Origin of the sequence: Actinoplanes sp. L3-i22, from assembly GCF_019704555.1 — a bacterium.
Lineage (GTDB): Bacteria > Actinomycetota > Actinomycetes > Mycobacteriales > Micromonosporaceae > Actinoplanes.
Map to the genome: position 1 here is coordinate 9,603,670 of NZ_AP024745.1, position 15,881 is coordinate 9,619,550.

The window sequence follows — 15,881 nt, forward strand, 5'->3', positions numbered from 1 at the left end:
ACGAACCGGTACGGTCGCCGGATGACCGGCTTTCCCTGGCTTCTCGTCGACCAGAACATCGACGACGGCGACGCGGTGGTGGCGGCGTGTGCCGACATCGACGGCCTGTTCGCCGACCCGGGTGAGCCGCCGGTCGAGCGGTACACGCTGCAGGGCTGCGCCCCGGCCGGCGCGCTGCGCGCGGCGTGCGACGGGTTCGGCGACCCCTGGCTGGGCAACATCGGCCTGGAGACGATCCACCGGGCCGACTCGAAACATCCCCGCGAGTGCTGGGAGTGCACCGAGGAGTTGCTCGACCTGACCGTCACCGACGTGCGCCCGACCGGGTTCGGCGTCTTCGACGTCACCCTGGAGGGGCGGCTGCGAATAGACCCGGAACACCGCAAACGCCGCCGCGGGCCGGACCGGGCGCCGGAGGCCGACGGGTACGTGCTGACCGGCATCACCGGCGAGGGCGAGGAGAAGTTCGGCACCTGCCAGGAGGTGTCCGGGGTGTTCCGCCCGCGGCCCGAGCACCTGCCCCGGCCGGCCACGCTGATCGGCTGCCGGCCCGAGCCGCGGCTGTCCCGGGCGATCGACGCGCTGCAGCGGGGCTCGGCCCGGCACCGGCGGATGATCATCGCGTCGATCTTCAGCGTCGCCGACGACGGCACCGCCACCCATATGCTGGACAGCGGGCTGGGCGCGGAGGTGTCGGAGGTCCGGCCGTCGGTGCTCGGCGACGGGCTGCTCGACGTGACGTTCGCCAGCACGTACGGGGACGCGATCAAAGGCGGTCGCCCGAGCGGGGCGCGGGAGATCTGGGACCACTGGCGGACCGGCCGGCCGGCCGAGACCGGGCTCTGGGCGGCCTACCCGGCGGCGCTGCGGCACGAGTGGGCCGGCGCGGCGCTCGCCCATCACCGGCCCGGGGCGGACCGGCCGTCCGGGACGACGTACCACCTGGACGGGCGGCACGTCACCGACGAGGACGGGTTCTACTGCGCGATCGGCGAGGCGATCAACGGCCCCGGCGGGTACTTCGGGTGGAACGCCGGCGCGCTGCACGACTGCCTGCTCGGGGACTGGGGTGCGGCGCCCGGGTTCCGGCTGGTCTGGCACGACTCGGCGGTGGCCCGCAAGCACCTGGTGCCCGGCTACGACCGGCGGGACTGGTGTCCGGCGGTGACCATGGAGCACCTGCTCGCCTGGCTCGCCGAGGACGGCGCCGAGGTGGAGCTTCTCTGACCGGAGAAGGTGGAACTTCTTTAGTTTTTGAAAACACTGAGGACGGTGTACGTTCTCGGCCATGGCCGTCGATCTCAACACCGCCGTCCCGCACTCCGCCCGCATCTACGACTACCTGCTGGGCGGCAAGGACAACTTCGCGGCGGACCGGGCCGCGGCCGCCGCGATCGTGAAGGCGTCCCCCAGCCTGCCGATCTCGATGCGCGCCAACCGCAACTACCTGGCCCGCGCGGCCCACTACCTCGCCGCCGACCTGGGCATCCGCCAGTTCCTGGACATCGGTGCCGGGCTGCCGACCTCGCCCAATCTGCACGAGGTGGTCCAGCGGGTGGACCCCACCGCGAAGATCGTCTACGTCGACAATGATCCGATCGTGCTGGTCCACGCGCGAGCGCTCCTCACCTCCACGCCGGAGGGGTCGACCACCTATCTGGACGCCGACCTGCTGGACGCCGACAAGATCATCAAGGCTTCCGAGGTACGGGCCCTGGACTTCAGCCGTCCGATTGCGATCAGTCTCATCGCGGTCCTGCAGTTCGTCACCGACGAGGCCGAGGCGCACCGGATCATCGACACCCTGATGGCCCGGCTCGCCCCCGGCAGCGCGCTCGCGATCTCCACCGTGACCGCGCACAACGAGCAGGCGGTGCAGGGGGCGAAGGCGTACACGGCCCGTGGCATCCCGGCCAAGCCGCGCACCGACGACGAGGTGGCCGCGCTCTTCCGCGGCCTGGACCTGGTCGAGCCGGGCGTCCAGCTGGTCCACCGCTGGCGCCCCGACCCGGCCGCCACCGCCGTCGACGACCTGCACGTCCAGATGTCCGGCGGCGTCGCCGTCAAGCGCTGACGGGTTCCCCGGCCGTGGACGCCGAGCTGGCGTGGGACCTCAACGACAGCCTGTTCGTCGGGCCGTGGGCCGTGCGGGTCAGCGCCGACGGCACCCACGCGACGCTGGCCGACCCGGGCACCCTCGCGGACCTGCGGGAGATCCACGGCTGGGATCCGGTGTTCACCCTGCGCCATCCGGACGGCACCCGGCGGCCGGTACTGCTGGGGCGCCCGGCCGACGACGGCACCTTCCTCGTGACCGACCTGGGCACCTAGTTGGCGACGCGGGCGAAGCGGTCCTTGAGGCCCTGACCGAAATCGGTCGGGGTGCCGGTGTGGTCGCTGATCAGTGCCGGGCCGGCGGCGCAGTCCCACGGGTTCCAGGTCCAGCCCAGGTAGCCGACCTCGTGCGCGTCCGCCCAGTCCATCAGGCCGTCGACGAACTTGTGGCCGCAGTCGTTCTCGCCGATCTCACTGAGCGTCAGCGGGACCTGCGCGGCCACCGGGGCGAGCTGCCGGTTCCAGCATTTCGCGCGGTCGCAGTCGTTGAAGTTGTACAGGTGGGCGGCGGCCGCCAGGTTGTTCAGCGGGTCGTTCGGCTTGTAGGTGAGCCACTGGCCGAGGTCGTTGGCGTAGGACAGCCCGCTGAGCATGATGATGTTGGTGGCGCCGGTGGCCCGGACCGCGTCGACCAGGGTCTGGAAGCCGGCGACCGGGTAGCCGATGCCCTCGCAGGTGCCGCCGTCGCGCCAGCACTTCCAGGCCGCGGTGGTGTTGCCGGCCGCCCGGTCCGGGAACGGCTCGTTGAACAGGTCGAGGATGACCGCGTCGTTGCCCCGGAACGTGGTCGCCACGTCGGTCCAGAACGTCGGCGCGTACTGCGCGTCCGGCATCGGCTTCTGGCAGGTGGCCTTGACGTCGGCGCAGGGCGACGAGTCGCCGGTGTACTCCCCGTAGCTCCAGTGCAGCTCGAGGATCGGCGTGATCCCGTTCTTGACCAGCAGGTTCACGTAGTCCTTGACGGCGTCCCGGTACGGATCGCCGCCGACCTCGGGCACACTCGGGGTGCCCAGCCAGCACTCCTCGTTCAGCGGCACCCGGACGGCCCGGATCCGCCAGGCGCGCATGGCGGTGATCGAGGCCTGGTCCATCGGGCCTTCCCAGATGCCGTTGCCCTGGATGCAGGCGAACTCGCCGCCGGACCGGTTCACCCCGTAGAGCTGGTGCACCGCCCCGGAGCCGGTGACGATCTTGTTGCCGACCACCTTCAGCGCGGGCGCCGGAGCGGGGACGGCGGTGGACGGGTGCGGGGACGTGGACGCGTTCACGGCCGGCGGCACGATGCCGGCGGTGCAGTCCCGGCCGTTCAGGGTGAACGCCGCCGGGACCGGGTTGCCGCTGGCCCACGTGCCGCTGAAGCCGAGGGTGGCCGACGCGTCGGTGGCCAGGGCGCCGCTCGCCGCGGTGACCCGGGTGCCGGACTGGTGCCACGTGCCGCCCCAGCCCTGGGTGACCTTCTGGCCGCCGTCCGGGAAGTCGAAGGCCAGCGTCCAGGAGTCGAGCGGGTCGCCGATGTTCTTGACGGTGACCTCGCCCTGGAAGCCGCCGAGCCACTGCTCGCCGACCTTGTAGCTGACGATGCAGCTGGGGCCGGAGGCGAGCGCCCGGGGCAGCGTCACGGCCAGGCCGCCGACCACGATCACGGCGGCGAGCAGGGCCATCGCCCGGTTCGAGAGCGGCAGCCGCGAATGCCGCCGCCCATCAAAAATACGCCTAAATCCCGAAAAACGGGAAAAATCCGGCAGCCCCAGCCAGCGGCCGAAGCCGCCCAGCCCGCCGCCCAGCAAGCGCCCGAAGCCGCCCAGCCCGCCGCCCAGCCAGCGGCCGAAGCCGCCCAGCCAACGACCGAAACCGCTGAGCGAGCGCCCCGAGCCGCTCAGCCAGTCGCTCATCAAGCCGAGGAGCCCCACCGCCCGCACCCGCCCGGAAAGCACCCCCCACCGCCGCGCGACGATGGTCAACGGGTCGGGCAGAGCGCTCACCCGATCCCCGAGAGCTTTCAGGCGGTCGAGCAGAGCGACGAGAGGGTCGGGCAGCGTCAAGCCGCGATCCGGGCACGCAACGCCGCCACCCCACTGCCGGACAGCTCGTCCAGCACGACGGGACGGCCGGTCAGCGCCAGCATCAGCGCCTCCCCACTCCCCCGCACGGTCAGCAGCCCCTGACCGCCCTCCCAGTCCAGGTCCTCGGCGAGGAACCGCAACCCGTCCAGCCGGCCGCGCGGCACGAACGAGCCGCGCGCCTTCGGGCTGATCAGGAACTCCAGTGAGAGCAGCATCCGCTCGGGGACCAGGTCGCGGGTCAGGCCGAGCGGGCGGCAGATGTCCTGCCCGTGCACCTGCAGGTCGGTGAGCTGCCCGAGCGGGCCGACGACCGGCGGGCTGAAGGCGAACTCGGCGTTGAACCGCAGCTGCCGGCCGATCTCGTCGGCGGTCAGGGCGAGCGCCAGGTCGCGGACCAGGTCGGCGTTGGCCCGGTGCACCCGGAAGCCGTGCCGGAGCACGGCCGGGACGATCCGCCGGGCGCCGAGCTGCCACGGTGAACAGAGGTGGGCGGCGACCTCGTGCACGGTCCAGCCTGCACAGAGGCTGGGCGTGTGCAGCTCGCTGGGCTTCAACGACTCGATCAGCTCCGCCATCCGGCGGCGCTCATCGGCGATCATCGACACCATGTCCACGGTGGACAAGTTACCGTGCGAGGCTGGCACGCTACGGAAATGCCCTGTTAATTCGGCCTGCCAATCTCGACCGGGCGCCACCACCTGTGCCATCGGACCGGCCCCTACGCCCCGACGAAGATGCAGAAGGTGTGGCCCGCCGGATCGGCGTAGACGCGCAGCGGCTCCTCGTCGTCGTCGCTGCGGTCGAAACGCATGACGGCGCCCAGGCTCAGGGCCCGCTCGTGCTGCCGGTTCAGCTCCTCGACCGACTCGACGGCGGTGTCCAGGTGCATCTGCTGCGGGACCGTGCCGTCCGGCCAGGTGGTCGGCTTCAGCCCGGGCTCCTGCTGGAAGGCCAGCCGCACCCCGCCGGCACCGACCAGGACCAGCCAGTCGCGGCCCTTCTCGTCGTCCGCCCCGGGCGCGGGCGGCTCATCGCCGGGCCGGTACGCCAGCCCGAGCAGGCGGCGGTAGAACTCGGCCAGGCCGCGCGCATCCGGCGTGTCGAGCACGATCGACTGCAGCTTCGGAAAGCCCATCTCTCCCCCTCCGCGATGAGACGGCCACCGTACTACCCCCGGATGACAGCCAGAATGCCAACCGGGCCGCGTTCCACTCGCGGTCCGCTCATCCCGGCCTCAATGCCGCTTTTGTACGAGGTCAGCCCCCGCCCGCCTCATCGGGTCGCGGCGAGGATCACCAGCAGCGGCACCACCCGCTCCCCGGGGATCGTGTACTGCCCGCGGGCGAGCGTCCGCAGCCAGCCGGCCGACACGAGCTGCCGCAGGTGGTGGTAGACCTGCCCGGTCGTGCCCAGCTCGGTGTCCTCGGCCAGTTCGGCGGCCCCGCGCGTACCGGAAATGATCTTTTGAAGTAACCGCAACCGAACCGGATGGCCGACCGCGGAGAGCACCGGCGCGGTCTCGGTCCAGTCGATCTCGAGCAGGTCGTCGAGCATCCGTCCGTACTGCCAGTCGTAGTGCTCGCCGGTGGGCAGGTCGACCGTGCCGGTGAAGAGGACACCACCGGTGGTGTCGGCGACCTTGGCACGCAGCCCCTCCAGCGCCCAGAAGGTCTCGGCATGCACCGGGTCGGCAGTCGGCTCAGGCGTGGACTTGGCGGCCTGCTCGACCAGGTCGGCCACGACGCGTTCGAGGGCGGAAAGGCGTTCACTCAGGTCATCACTCATAAACCCAAAATTACGAAGGTACGTAATTCCCGTCCAGCCCATTTCACGATGTGCACGCGCGACATTAGGGGACGATCCCGATGGGCAGCGACCTTGCCCGGCGGAACGATGAATCGGCAGTCGTCACTGGAGCCGAGGAGTCGAGATGCAGCTGTCCGCCCTGATCACCGCGCTCACGCTGGCCGTCGGCCCGGTGCCCGCGCACCCGGCGCCCGGCCTGGACTGGGGTGCGTGCCCGGACGACCTGCCCGGGACGCCGCCGAGCGCGGCGGTCACCTGCGCCACGCTGACCCTGCCGGTCGACTGGGCCGATCCGCACGGGCCGACGTTCGGCATGGTGGTCGCGAAGCGGTTCGCGCGGGGGGCGCGGGCCGGGACGCTGGTCTTCGGGCCGGGCGGGCCCGGGGACTCCGGGGTCGACCGGGTGCGCAAGGGCGACCGGTTCAGCGACGAGCAACTGGACCGGTTCGACATCGTGAGCTTCGACCCCCGTACCGTCAAGCGATCGGCCGCGCCCACCTGCGTGCCGGAACCGGACCGCCCACCTGTCGTTCTTCACGACCCGGCGGAGTTCGCCGCCGCGGTGACCACCAACCGGGCCTACTGGGACCGGTGCCGGGCGAGCAGCCCGGTCTTCGCCAATGCCGACTCGGTGACGATCGCGCGGGATCTGGACGCGCTGCGGCAGGCCCTCGGCGAGCGGCGGTTGACGTTCCACGGCAGCTCCTACGGGACGCTGCTGGGCGAGATGTACGCGGAGCGGTTCCCCGACCGGGTGCGCGCGATCGTGCTGGAGAGCGCCTTCGACCACGACCTGCCGCTGACCGATTTCGTCCGCTCCGAGGCGGCCGGGGCGCAGGACGCCTTCGACCAGTTCGTGGCGTGGTGCGACCGGGCCACCGCGACCGAGTGTGTGCTGCACGGCACCGATGTCCGGGGCACCTGGCGGTCGATCCTGCGGGACGCCGACGCCGGCCGGTACGCGCCGCTGACGTCGTTCGAGGTCGCGGCGCTGCCGATGGCGCTGACCCCGCAGTGGGGCCGGCTGGCCGGCACGATCCGGGATCTCGCGGACGGGACCGCCCCGAAGCCGCCGAACCTGGACGTGGCCGCCGGGGTGTTCTGCGCGGACTTTCCGGCGGACGTGCGCGACTTCACGGCGTACCGAAGGCTCGTGGGGATCGCGGCGAAGGCCGCGCCGGATGTCCGTTACGGAGCAGCGCTGCTCGCGATCCGGACCTGCCTGGGCTGGCCGCAACCGATCGCGAATCCGCCGCATCGGCTGGCGGTGCACACCCGGACGCCGCTGCTGGTGTTCAACGCCGTGCACGATCCGCGGACGCCCTACCCCTGGGCCCGGCACGTGGCGGCCGAGCTGGGGCGCAGCGGGCGGCTGGTCACCTACCTGGGCTCGGGGCACGGGCAGTATCAGGCCAGTGGGTGCACGACCGCGGTGATCGACCGCTACCTGATCGACCTGACCGTGCCGCCGCCGGGCACGACCTGCCCGGACATCTCCTGAAATTTACTGAAAGAGGAAACGCTTATGCCGGGATAACGGCTCACCGTGTTCGATGAGCGGCATGGACCACAGCGCAACCCTGTCCGCTCCGGCCCGTCGCGCGCGCCGGATCGTGGGCGCCGGCCTGGCCACCCTCGCCGTCGCCGTCGTCGCGATCACGCCGTTCCGCATCCTGGTGCGAATGCTGAGCCTGCCGCTGCAGCATCCGAGCCGGCAGGTCTGGCTGACCACGCTGAACGGGATCATGCTGGTCATGGTGGTCCTGCTGCCGGTGGCCGCGGTGACGGCCGGCGCGCTGGCCGGGTGGCGCCGGTCCACCGGGCGGCCGGCGGCGTGGCGGTCGTCGCTGGCCGAGGTCGCGATGGTCTACGGCACGCTGCCGTGGGTCTGGTACATCCTGCTGCCCGGTCTCGAACCCGGCAAGATCGGGCAGGTGAGCCTGGTGCCGCTGCGGGACCTGCAGGCCCAGGTCGCGGACGGCGCGGTCGGCCAGATCGTCGGCAACCTGCTGGTCTTCGCGGCGCTCGGGTTCTTCGTGCCGCTGCGGTTCCCGGCGCTGGCGTCGGTGACACGGGTCCTGGCGCTCGCCGCGGGCTGCTCGATCCTGGTCGAGACCCTGCAGTACGTCCTGCGCCTGGACCGGGTCTCGTCGATCGACGACGTGCTGCTCAACGCGGCCGGCGCCGGGCTCGCCGCGCTGGTCTCCCGGCCGTGGTGGGGTGCCCCGGTCCTGCCGCCGGGCACGAGCGTGCCCGGCGGTGCGGGTCGGGCCTAGGACTCCGTACGCGCGGCGGCCAGCAGCCCGGCCACCGCGGCCGCGTTGGTGATCTCGCCACGCAGCACCATGGCGACCGCCTCGTCGAGGCCGATCCGGATGACCTCCAGGTCGGCCTCCTCGTCGTGCCGGGCGAAACGTTCCGCGTCCGGCACGGCCGCGAGATCGCGGGCCAGGTAGATCAGCACGTGCTCGGTGCTGAACCCGGGCGAGGTGTGCACCTCGACCAGCTTCTCCATCCGGCCGGCGGTGAGGTCGGCCTCCTCGGCCAGCTCGCGGGCCGCGGTCAGCGCCGGGTCCTCGCCGTCGACGTCGCGCAGGCCGGCCGGCAGCTCCCAGATCCGGGCGCCGAGGGCGTGCCGGTACTGCTTGATCAGCACCACCCGGCCGTCGTCGTCGAGCGCGACCACCACGACCGCGCCCTTGTTACGGACCACGTCGCGCTTGGCCGTGCCGCCGTCCGACATGGTCACCTCGTCGGTGACCACGTCGAAGATCGGGCCGCGGTAGCGCTCCACCGAGCCGACGGTCTCGTGCTCGAAGCCCATCAAGAGACCTCGACCGGCTCGACCGGCAGCTCGTCGGCGGCGTTGTACACCACGGCGGCCTTGACCAGGCCGTCGAAGAGCGGGTGCGGGCGGGTCGGGCGGCTCTTCAGCTCCGGGTGCGCCTGGGTGGCCACGAAGTACGGATGCACGTCCCGGTCCAGCTCGATGAACTCGACCAGGCGCCCGTCCGGCGAGGTGCCGGAGAAGACCAGGCCGGACTGGGCCAGCTTGTCCCGGTAGTCGTTGTTCACCTCGTAGCGGTGCCGGTGCCGCTCGGAGATCTCGGTCGCGCCGTAGACCTCGGCGACGATCGAGTCCGCCTTGAGCGTGGCCGGGTAGGCGCCCAGGCGCATGGTGCCGCCCATGTCGCCCTTGCCCGCGACGATGTCCTCCTGGTCGGCCATCGTGGAGATCACCGGGTACGCCGCGGTCTCGTCGAACTCCAGCGAGTTCGCCCCGGTCAGCCCGGCCAGGTTGCGCGCCGCGTCGATGGTCATGCACTGCAGGCCGAGGCACAGCCCGAGGATCGGGATGCCGTTCTCCCGGGCGTACCGCGAGGTGTTGACCTTGCCCTCGATGCCGCGGACACCGAAGCCGCCGGGGATGACGATGCCGTCGACGCCCTTGAGCGCGTTCGCCGCGCCGGACGGGGTCTCGCAGCTGTCGCTCGGCACCCACCGGATCTGGATCTTCACGGTGTTGCCGAAACCGGCCGCGCGGATCGCCTCGGTGACCGAGAGGTAGGCGTCGGGCAGGTCGACGTACTTGCCGACCAGCGCGATCGTGATCGTGCGCTTCGGGTGGTGCACCCGCTCCAGCAGGTCGTTCCAGGTCTTCCAGTTCACGTCCCGGAACGACAGGCCCAGGCGGCGGACGACGTACGCGTCCAGCCCGCCGTCGTGCAGCACCTTCGGGATGTCGTAGATGCTCGGCGCGTCCGGGCAGCCGATGACCGCCTCGACGTCCACATCCGTGTAGAGCGCCAGCTTTTCCTTCATCTTGGCCGGGATCTCCCGGTCACTGCGGCAGATCAGCGCGTCCGGCTGGATACCGATGTTGCGCAGCGCCGCCACCGAGTGCTGGGTCGGCTTGGTCTTCAGCTCGCCCGACGGCGCCAGGTACGGCACCAGCGACACGTGCAGGTAGAACACGTGGTCCCGGCCGACCTCGTGGCGGACCTGGCGGATCGCCTCGAGGAACGGCAGCGACTCCATGTCGCCGACCGTGCCGCCGACCTCGGTGATCACCACGTCCGGGACCAGGCCGTTCTCGTCCGGATCGGCCATCGCGAAGATCCGGCTCTTGATCTCGTTGGTGATGTGCGGGATGACCTGGACGGTGTCGCCGAGGTACTCCCCGCGCCGCTCCCGGGCGATCACCGCCGAGTAGACCTGGCCGGTGGTGACGTTCGCCTTGCCGGAGAGGTCCCGGTCCAGGAAGCGCTCGTAGTGCCCGACGTCGAGGTCGGTCTCCGCGCCGTCCTCGGTGACGAAGACCTCACCGTGCTGGAACGGGTTCATCGTGCCCGGGTCGACGTTCAGATAAGGGTCGAGCTTCTGCATCACGACGCGAAGACCGCGGGCGGTGAGCAGATTGCCGAGACTGGAGGCGGTGAGGCCCTTGCCCAGCGAGGAGGCGACGCCCCCGGTGACGAAGATGTGCCGAGTGTCGCGCACTGTTGAGGCCAAGGCCCGCTCCCGTGGTCGCCTGTCAGGTGAAGATGCAGACCGGGGCTTCATCGCCCCATCCACGGGAGTTCACCGTAACACTGATTGCCCGGCACGCCACGTTCGGGCTGGTCGGCGTGCGTGTCAACCGGCCGGTTCGGTCACTGTCCGTTGATCGCCGTCGGCTTTGCGCAACCGCGGGCCGCCCGGGCCCTCGGTCACGCCCGGCGGCGGGGTGCGGTCCGCGGCGTGCAGCAGCACCCGTAACGCGGTCAGCACGGCGATCGGGACGGCGGTCGCGGCGGCCGCGCCGGCCACCCCGAGCGCGGTCCCACCGAAGATCCCGGCGGTGACCGACGCCACCACCGTGCCGGCCACCGCGGCCCGGATGGCGGGGTGCAGGCCGTACACCCGGTTGAGCCCGCCCCACGGGGAGAACTGACCGAACACCAGCATCACCGCGCCGGCCAGGGCGAGCAGGCTGAGCGGGCTGTCCAGCAGCGCCTGCCCGTTCGAGGCGGCGGCGCGCTGCATCGCCGGACCGGCCGTACCGCCGCCCAGCGCGGTCAGGAACCGGCCCAGCGTGCCCTGCTCCAGGGCGGCCCGGTGCAGGTCGAACGCGGCGAAGCTGGCGGTCACCGCGACCGCGCCGAGCGCCGACCAGGCCACCCGAGGGAACGTCAGCCAGCCGCCGGAGCTCATCGCCGCGGCCACGCACACCCCGGCGGTGACCGCGATCGCGCCGACCGGGTCGGCCCCCAGGAACGGGCTGCCGACCATCACCACGCCCAGGCCGCCGAAGAGCACCATGACGACCGGCCGCCAGGTCTTGCCCACCCACTGGGCCAGGCAGCCGGCGGCGAGCAGCAGCGCGGCGATGAAGACGCCCAGCCCCACGCTGCCCAGCCCGGCGTAGCGCACCCCGTGCGTGGCCGCGTAGCCCGCCACGCCGTTCAGCTGGAGCCGGGCCCCGGTCAGCAGGTCCACGACGATCACGACGGCGCTCAGGGCCGCGGTCGCGCCCATCGGCCACAGGGTCATCCGGTAGCGCGGGGCCAGCCGGACCGCGAGCGTGCCGATCACCATCAGGGCGAACGTGGCGCCGCCGAACATCCAGGCCGGGTGATCGGCGCTCCACCACGGCGCCACGTCGGCGACCAGCGCCGCCGGGATCGCCAGCGAGGCCGCGATCAGCGCCGCCTCCAGCACCGCCACCAGCCGTGGCGGGGGCAGCGGCAGGGCGGCCGGGCCGGCGTGCCGGCGGGCCCGCATCAGCACCGGCACCAGCGCGGCGTAGAGCAGCATCTGGACGCCGGCCAGCACCGCGAAGAAGATCGAGGCCACCCCGTGCTGGGCGATCGCGCGCTGGTCGGCGTCGTTGCGGCCCTGCATCGCCGCGGCCGGGTCGGCCGGGCGGCCGGTCGAGACGGTCGCGGCGTACCCGGCGAAGAGCTTCTCCGGGGGCGCCTTGCCGAGCACCGCCAGCACGGTCGGGGCCAGGTCGATCAGCTGCAGGTAACCCTCGCGGCCGGTGCCGGCCGAGGTCAGCCAGCCGCCGTCCCAGCCCTCGCCCTCGGCGATCGCGACGTGCAGCCGGGAGGTGGTGTCGGTGTCCGCGATCCCGGCGATCAGCATCGTCGACCGCTCCGGGCGGGCCGCCAGGACCCGGGCCAGGATCCGGTCGGCGGCCTCGACCGCGGCCTGCCGCTCGGCCCCGGTGCCGGTGATGGTGCCCAGGTCGACGACGCTCAGCACGCACTCGGAGAGCAGCTTCGCCGGCTCGGCGGGCAGGGCCTCGGCGTACTGGTCGACGCGGCCGAACGGGCGGGCGGCGGCGACCGCGGCGTTCGGGCCGATCGCCACCGTGCAGCGGACCGACTCGGCCAGGGCGCCGGGGGTGGTGCCGTACGGAAGCTTGTCCTGATTCGTGCGGACCACGGTGTTCTGCGCGGTCACGTTCGCGCCGATCGCGTCCGGCCGGGTCACCTCCGGCGAGACGACCGGGCAGCGACCGGGCACCGCCCGGGTGTCCCAGGCCGCGTAGTTCCCGGCGCCGAGGGTCAGCCAGCCGTCCGCCGGGCAGGTCACCTGATGCGCCGAGCGCACCGACAGCCAGCCGGTCGAGCCCTTGGCCGCCTCCTGCCACAGCGCCGGCGTGCGCTGCGGGTCGAGATCGTCCCAGCGCAGGCCGGCCGCGGCGGCGACCACCACGTAGTCGGCGGTGCCGCGCACGTCCTGCCCGCCCGGCCGGATCGTCAGCCCGATCAGGCTGGCCACCGCGACCAGGACGACGAGCAGGGTCGGCACCCAGACGGCGGCGCTTCGCCCCCGCGGCGTGCCCGGCGGACGAACCCGCCGAATCCGGTCCAGCCTGCCGCTCACGGGGCGCTGACCTCGGCGTAGGCCACCCGGACGGCGTTCACCACGGCGGTCTCGTCCGGCCAGGTCGCGGCCTGCCGAGGACCCCGGGCGGCAAGGTCCGCTCGCCGGTCCGGGTCAGACAGAATTTGCCGTACGGCCCGGTCCAGCGCATCCAGGTCGCGGGGCGGAATCAGCACCGCCGCGTCCCCCACCAGGCCCGGCAGCCCGCCGACCGCCGTCGTGATCAACGGCACCCCGGCCCGCAGCGCCTCCTGTGCGAACAACTGCCGCGCCTCCCAGTCGCTGGTGACCACCGCCAGGTCCGCGCCGAGCAGCAGGTCGGGCACGTCCCCGCGGTGCCCGAGCAGGTGGAACGGGGCGTGCGTGCGGGACGCCTGCTGCGCCAGCGGCATGTAGCTGGGACCGGAGCCGGCCACCACGACCACCGGGGCCGGGTCCAGCTCCCGCCACCGGGCGGCCGCGTCGACCAGCAGGTCGTAGTGCTTCTGCGGGTGCAGCCGGCCGACCGACAGGATCAGCGGGGTGTCCCCCTTGACCCGGAACTCGGCGCGGACCGCCTGCCGGGTCCGCTTCGGCGGGCGCGCCTCCGGGGCCGCGACCGGGCCGAGCCGGGCGTTCTTCGCGCCCAGCGCCACGGCCCGCGCCACCAGGTCCTCCGAGGCGCCCAGGGTGAGGTCGGCGTTGCGCGCCACGATCCGTTCGACCAGCGCGCCGGCCTGACCTTTCAGACCCTTCGCCAGTACGGCGTTGTGCCACGTCACCACGAGTGGCACCCCGGTCCGGGCGAGCGACACCACGAACGCGGCCCGCAGCCCGTGCGCGTGGATCACGTCGGCGCCCCGGCCGGTGATCGCCCGGCGCAGCGCCCGGATCGCGCCGGAGTCCTGCGGGCCGGGGTCGGCCGGGATCTCGACCGGGGCGTACTCCACCCCGGCGGCGGTGAAGCCGTAGTGCCCGTCGTTGGCGGCCGGTCCGCAGACCACCACCCGGCAGCCGGCCGCGACCAGGCCGCGGGCCAGCGAGAGGACGTGCCCGCCGGTGCCGCCGGTGGCGGAGCCGAGCACCAGCACGACCGAACCACGCCAGCCGTCGTCGCTGCTCACGAGCGGTCCACCCCTCTCCGGACGCGTCCCTCGCGCCCCGTCAACCCTGCCTGCCGCGGTCCCGGCCGGCTTCCAGGTTGTCTATCACGCACCGGATGCACCGCCGGGAACCAGCCCGGGGTGCCGAAGGTCATCGGCCGAGCCGCCGGCGCAGGGTTCCGGCCAGCGGGCTCAGGTCCCGCCGGTCCAGCGCGAACGCGACCGCGAGGAAGACCACCACGACCGCGAGACCACCGAGCACGCCTTCCAGCAGGCTGCGCGGCACGCTCGGGGCCGGCCCGTCGAGCCCGTGCACGACGGCCCAGCCGGCGGCGCCGGCGACGGCCGCCGCGACCACCGCGGCGACGACCGCGCGGAGCAGACCGGCGAGCGCCGCGCGACCGGCGTGCCGGCGGACGGCGAGCACGAGCAACAGTCCGGTTACCGACATGCCCAGCGCGTTGGCCAGCCCGAGCCCGGCGAGCTCGGCCCCGCCCTCGGCCGTCGAGGTGACCACGACGACCGCGATCCCGGCGCTGAGCCAGCCGATCCCGGCGGCCACCGCGGCCGCGACCGTCGCGCCCCGGGCGTAGAGCGCGCGGGAGAGCAGTGCGAACAGCGCGTAGCCGAGCAGGCCGGGCGCGAAGCCGACGATGCCCGGGGCCGCGCCGCCGGCGTTCATCAGCCGGGCGGCCGGGACGGCCAGGCCGGCCAGCGCCGCCATGCCCAGCCCGGCGAGCAGCACGATCGAGCGGGCGGTCCCGGCCAGCGCCCCGGCGTAGGCGTCCTCGTCGCGCCGCACCGCCGCGTCCGCCAGCCGGGGGTAGACCGCGGTGGCCAGCGGCACCGCGAGCACCGCCCAGGGCAGCAGGAACACCGTCTGCGCGCCGTTGTAGCGGGCCAGCTGCTGCGCGCCGAGCGTGACGATCAGCGCGACCACCACCTGCTGCGCGCCGACGGTGACCGCGCCCGCCCAGCCCAGCCGGACCGCCTGGCGGCCCTCGTCACCCGGGAACCGCAGGCCCGGCCGCAGCGGCATCCGCAGCCTGCTCAGCGGGATCAGCAGGCAGCACGTCAGCACCACCACGCCGAGCGTGGTGCCGCCCGACAGGATCAGCTCACCGGCCCCGGACAACCCGGCGAAGTCGCTGCGGGCGCCGTCGACCAGCGCGTACGTCAGGTAGGCGGCCATCACCGTCACGCTGGACAGCAGCGGCGCGATCACCGGCCAGGCGAACCGGTGGTGCGCCTGCAGCACCCCGGTCAGCACGATCCCGATGCCGTAGAGCGGCAGCTGCGGCGCGAAGATCCGCAGCATCCGGGCGGCGACCTGCTGATGCTCCGGGGGAATCCCGTGCAGCAGGCCGGTGATCGGGCCGGCGGCCAGCGCCACCCCGATCGCGAGCGGGACGGTCAGCACCAGCATCCAGGTGAGCAGCGCGGACGTGATCCGGCCGACCCGGGCCCGGTCACCGGCGGCGACCGCACCGGCCAGCAGCGGCACCACCAGGCTGGCCAGGGCACCGCCGGCGACCAGCTCGAAGACGATGTTCGGGACCGTGTTGGCGGCGAAGTACAGGTCGGGGAGGCCGCCGTGGCCGCCCTCGCCGACGGCGTAGAAGAAGACCAGCGTGCGGCCGAAGCCGGTGATCCGCGCCAGGATCGTCAGCACCGTGATCAGCGCCGCCGCCCCGGCCACCTTGACCGCCACCCCACCCGCCGACCCACCGGCCGCCGCCTCACCACCCGCCGCGCTGCCGACCGCCGCCTCACCACCCGCCGCGCTGCCGACCGCCGCCTCACCACCCGCCGAGGCGTCGGCCGGCGGCGCTTCGCCGGCCGCCCGCACTTCGCCCGCGGGCGCGGGGACCGGGCCTACCGCCGTACCGGAAATGTCTGAAGCGGCACCACCAGCGGACCCGGCGGCCGGAAGCGGGCCGGG

14 protein-coding genes are annotated in these 15,881 nt (G+C 73.1%); 5 read left to right on the plus strand and 9 right to left on the minus strand.

What is annotated here, in order from left to right; genetic code table 11:
* Positions 1-21: 21 nt before the first annotated feature.
* The 3 genes from L3i22_RS42630 (at position 22) to L3i22_RS42640 (ending at position 2,331) form a co-directional block, all read left to right on the plus strand.
* Positions 22-1,227, plus strand: coding sequence for a barstar family protein (locus L3i22_RS42630; RefSeq protein WP_221323122.1), 1,206 nt, complete (start codon positions 22-24; stop codon positions 1,225-1,227).
* A gap of 61 nt (positions 1,228-1,288) precedes the next feature.
* Positions 1,289-2,074: an SAM-dependent methyltransferase gene (locus tag L3i22_RS42635; protein WP_221323123.1), complete on the plus strand. Its 786-nt coding sequence runs from the start codon at positions 1,289-1,291 to the stop codon at positions 2,072-2,074.
* Between the two features lie 14 nt (positions 2,075-2,088).
* Positions 2,089-2,331 carry a hypothetical protein gene (locus tag L3i22_RS42640; protein WP_221323124.1) on the plus strand — a complete coding sequence of 81 codons (243 nt, stop codon included), beginning with the start codon at positions 2,089-2,091 and terminating at the stop codon, positions 2,329-2,331.
* On the opposite strand, the gene L3i22_RS42645 is transcribed toward L3i22_RS42640, so the two are convergent.
* From L3i22_RS42645 to L3i22_RS42660, 4 genes are all read right to left on the minus strand, one after another.
* A complete protein-coding gene (locus L3i22_RS42645) occupies positions 2,328-3,776 on the minus strand; it encodes a cellulase family glycosylhydrolase (RefSeq protein WP_221323125.1) in 1,449 nt (482 codons plus the stop codon). The genes L3i22_RS42640 and L3i22_RS42645 overlap by 4 nt on opposite strands.
* 377 nt (positions 3,777-4,153) lie before the next feature.
* Positions 4,154-4,786 carry a maleylpyruvate isomerase family mycothiol-dependent enzyme gene (locus L3i22_RS42650; protein WP_255658764.1) on the minus strand — a complete coding sequence of 211 codons (633 nt, stop codon included), beginning with the start codon at positions 4,784-4,786 and terminating at the stop codon, positions 4,154-4,156.
* Between the two features lie 110 nt (positions 4,787-4,896).
* The gene (locus L3i22_RS42655; protein WP_221323127.1) at positions 4,897-5,313 is read right to left on the minus strand and encodes a VOC family protein; all 417 of its coding nucleotides are present in this window, start codon (positions 5,311-5,313) and stop codon (positions 4,897-4,899) included.
* Positions 5,314-5,450: 137 nt separating this feature from the next.
* Positions 5,451-5,963 carry a helix-turn-helix transcriptional regulator gene (locus L3i22_RS42660; protein ID WP_221323128.1) on the minus strand — a complete coding sequence of 171 codons (513 nt, stop codon included), beginning with the start codon at positions 5,961-5,963 and terminating at the stop codon, positions 5,451-5,453.
* A gap of 145 nt (positions 5,964-6,108) precedes the next feature.
* Between L3i22_RS42660 and L3i22_RS42665 the strand changes: the two genes are divergently transcribed.
* A complete protein-coding gene (locus L3i22_RS42665; protein ID WP_221323129.1) occupies positions 6,109-7,485 on the plus strand; it encodes an alpha/beta hydrolase in 1,377 nt (458 codons plus the stop codon).
* A gap of 61 nt (positions 7,486-7,546) precedes the next feature.
* Entirely contained in the window at positions 7,547-8,260 is a 714-nt protein-coding gene (locus L3i22_RS42670; protein ID WP_221323130.1) for a VanZ family protein, read from the plus strand.
* Here the strand turns inward: L3i22_RS42670 and L3i22_RS42675 are convergent.
* From L3i22_RS42675 to murJ, 5 genes are all read right to left on the minus strand, one after another.
* Positions 8,257-8,808, minus strand: coding sequence for an NUDIX hydrolase (locus tag L3i22_RS42675; protein WP_221323131.1), 552 nt, complete (start codon positions 8,806-8,808; stop codon positions 8,257-8,259). The two genes, L3i22_RS42670 and L3i22_RS42675, sit on opposite strands and share 4 nt — an antisense overlap.
* A complete protein-coding gene (locus L3i22_RS42680; protein WP_221323132.1) occupies positions 8,808-10,496 on the minus strand; it encodes a CTP synthase in 1,689 nt (562 codons plus the stop codon). Before L3i22_RS42680 ends, L3i22_RS42675 begins: the two co-directional genes overlap by 1 nt.
* A gap of 123 nt (positions 10,497-10,619) precedes the next feature.
* The gene (locus tag L3i22_RS42685; RefSeq protein WP_221323133.1) at positions 10,620-12,857 is read right to left on the minus strand and encodes a hypothetical protein; all 2,238 of its coding nucleotides are present in this window, start codon (positions 12,855-12,857) and stop codon (positions 10,620-10,622) included.
* Positions 12,854-13,960, minus strand: a complete 1,107-nt coding sequence (locus L3i22_RS42690) for a glycosyltransferase family 4 protein (RefSeq protein ID WP_221323134.1) — start codon at positions 13,958-13,960, stop codon at positions 12,854-12,856. The genes L3i22_RS42685 and L3i22_RS42690 overlap by 4 nt, the downstream gene beginning before the upstream one ends.
* A gap of 130 nt (positions 13,961-14,090) precedes the next feature.
* Entirely contained in the window at positions 14,091-15,788 is a 1,698-nt protein-coding gene (murJ, locus tag L3i22_RS42695; protein WP_255657580.1) for a murein biosynthesis integral membrane protein MurJ, read from the minus strand.
* Positions 15,789-15,881: the final 93 nt, after the last annotated feature.

Coding starts and splice junctions, on each gene's coding strand:
- L3i22_RS42630 (WP_221323122.1), top strand. CDS start 22: ATGACCGGCTTTCCCTGGCTTCTCGTCGACCAGAACATCGACGACGGC.
- L3i22_RS42635 (WP_221323123.1), top strand. CDS start 1,289: ATGGCCGTCGATCTCAACACCGCCGTCCCGCACTCCGCCCGCATCTAC.
- L3i22_RS42645 (WP_221323125.1), bottom strand. CDS start 3,776: ATGGCCCTGCTCGCCGCCGTGATCGTGGTCGGCGGCCTGGCCGTGACG.
- L3i22_RS42650 (WP_255658764.1), bottom strand. CDS start 4,786: ATGGTGTCGATGATCGCCGATGAGCGCCGCCGGATGGCGGAGCTGATC.
- L3i22_RS42655 (WP_221323127.1), bottom strand. CDS start 5,313: ATGGGCTTTCCGAAGCTGCAGTCGATCGTGCTCGACACGCCGGATGCG.
- L3i22_RS42660 (WP_221323128.1), bottom strand. CDS start 5,963: ATGAGTGATGACCTGAGTGAACGCCTTTCCGCCCTCGAACGCGTCGTG.
- L3i22_RS42665 (WP_221323129.1), top strand. CDS start 6,109: ATGCAGCTGTCCGCCCTGATCACCGCGCTCACGCTGGCCGTCGGCCCG.
- L3i22_RS42670 (WP_221323130.1), top strand. CDS start 7,547: ATGGACCACAGCGCAACCCTGTCCGCTCCGGCCCGTCGCGCGCGCCGG.
- L3i22_RS42675 (WP_221323131.1), bottom strand. CDS start 8,808: ATGGGCTTCGAGCACGAGACCGTCGGCTCGGTGGAGCGCTACCGCGGC.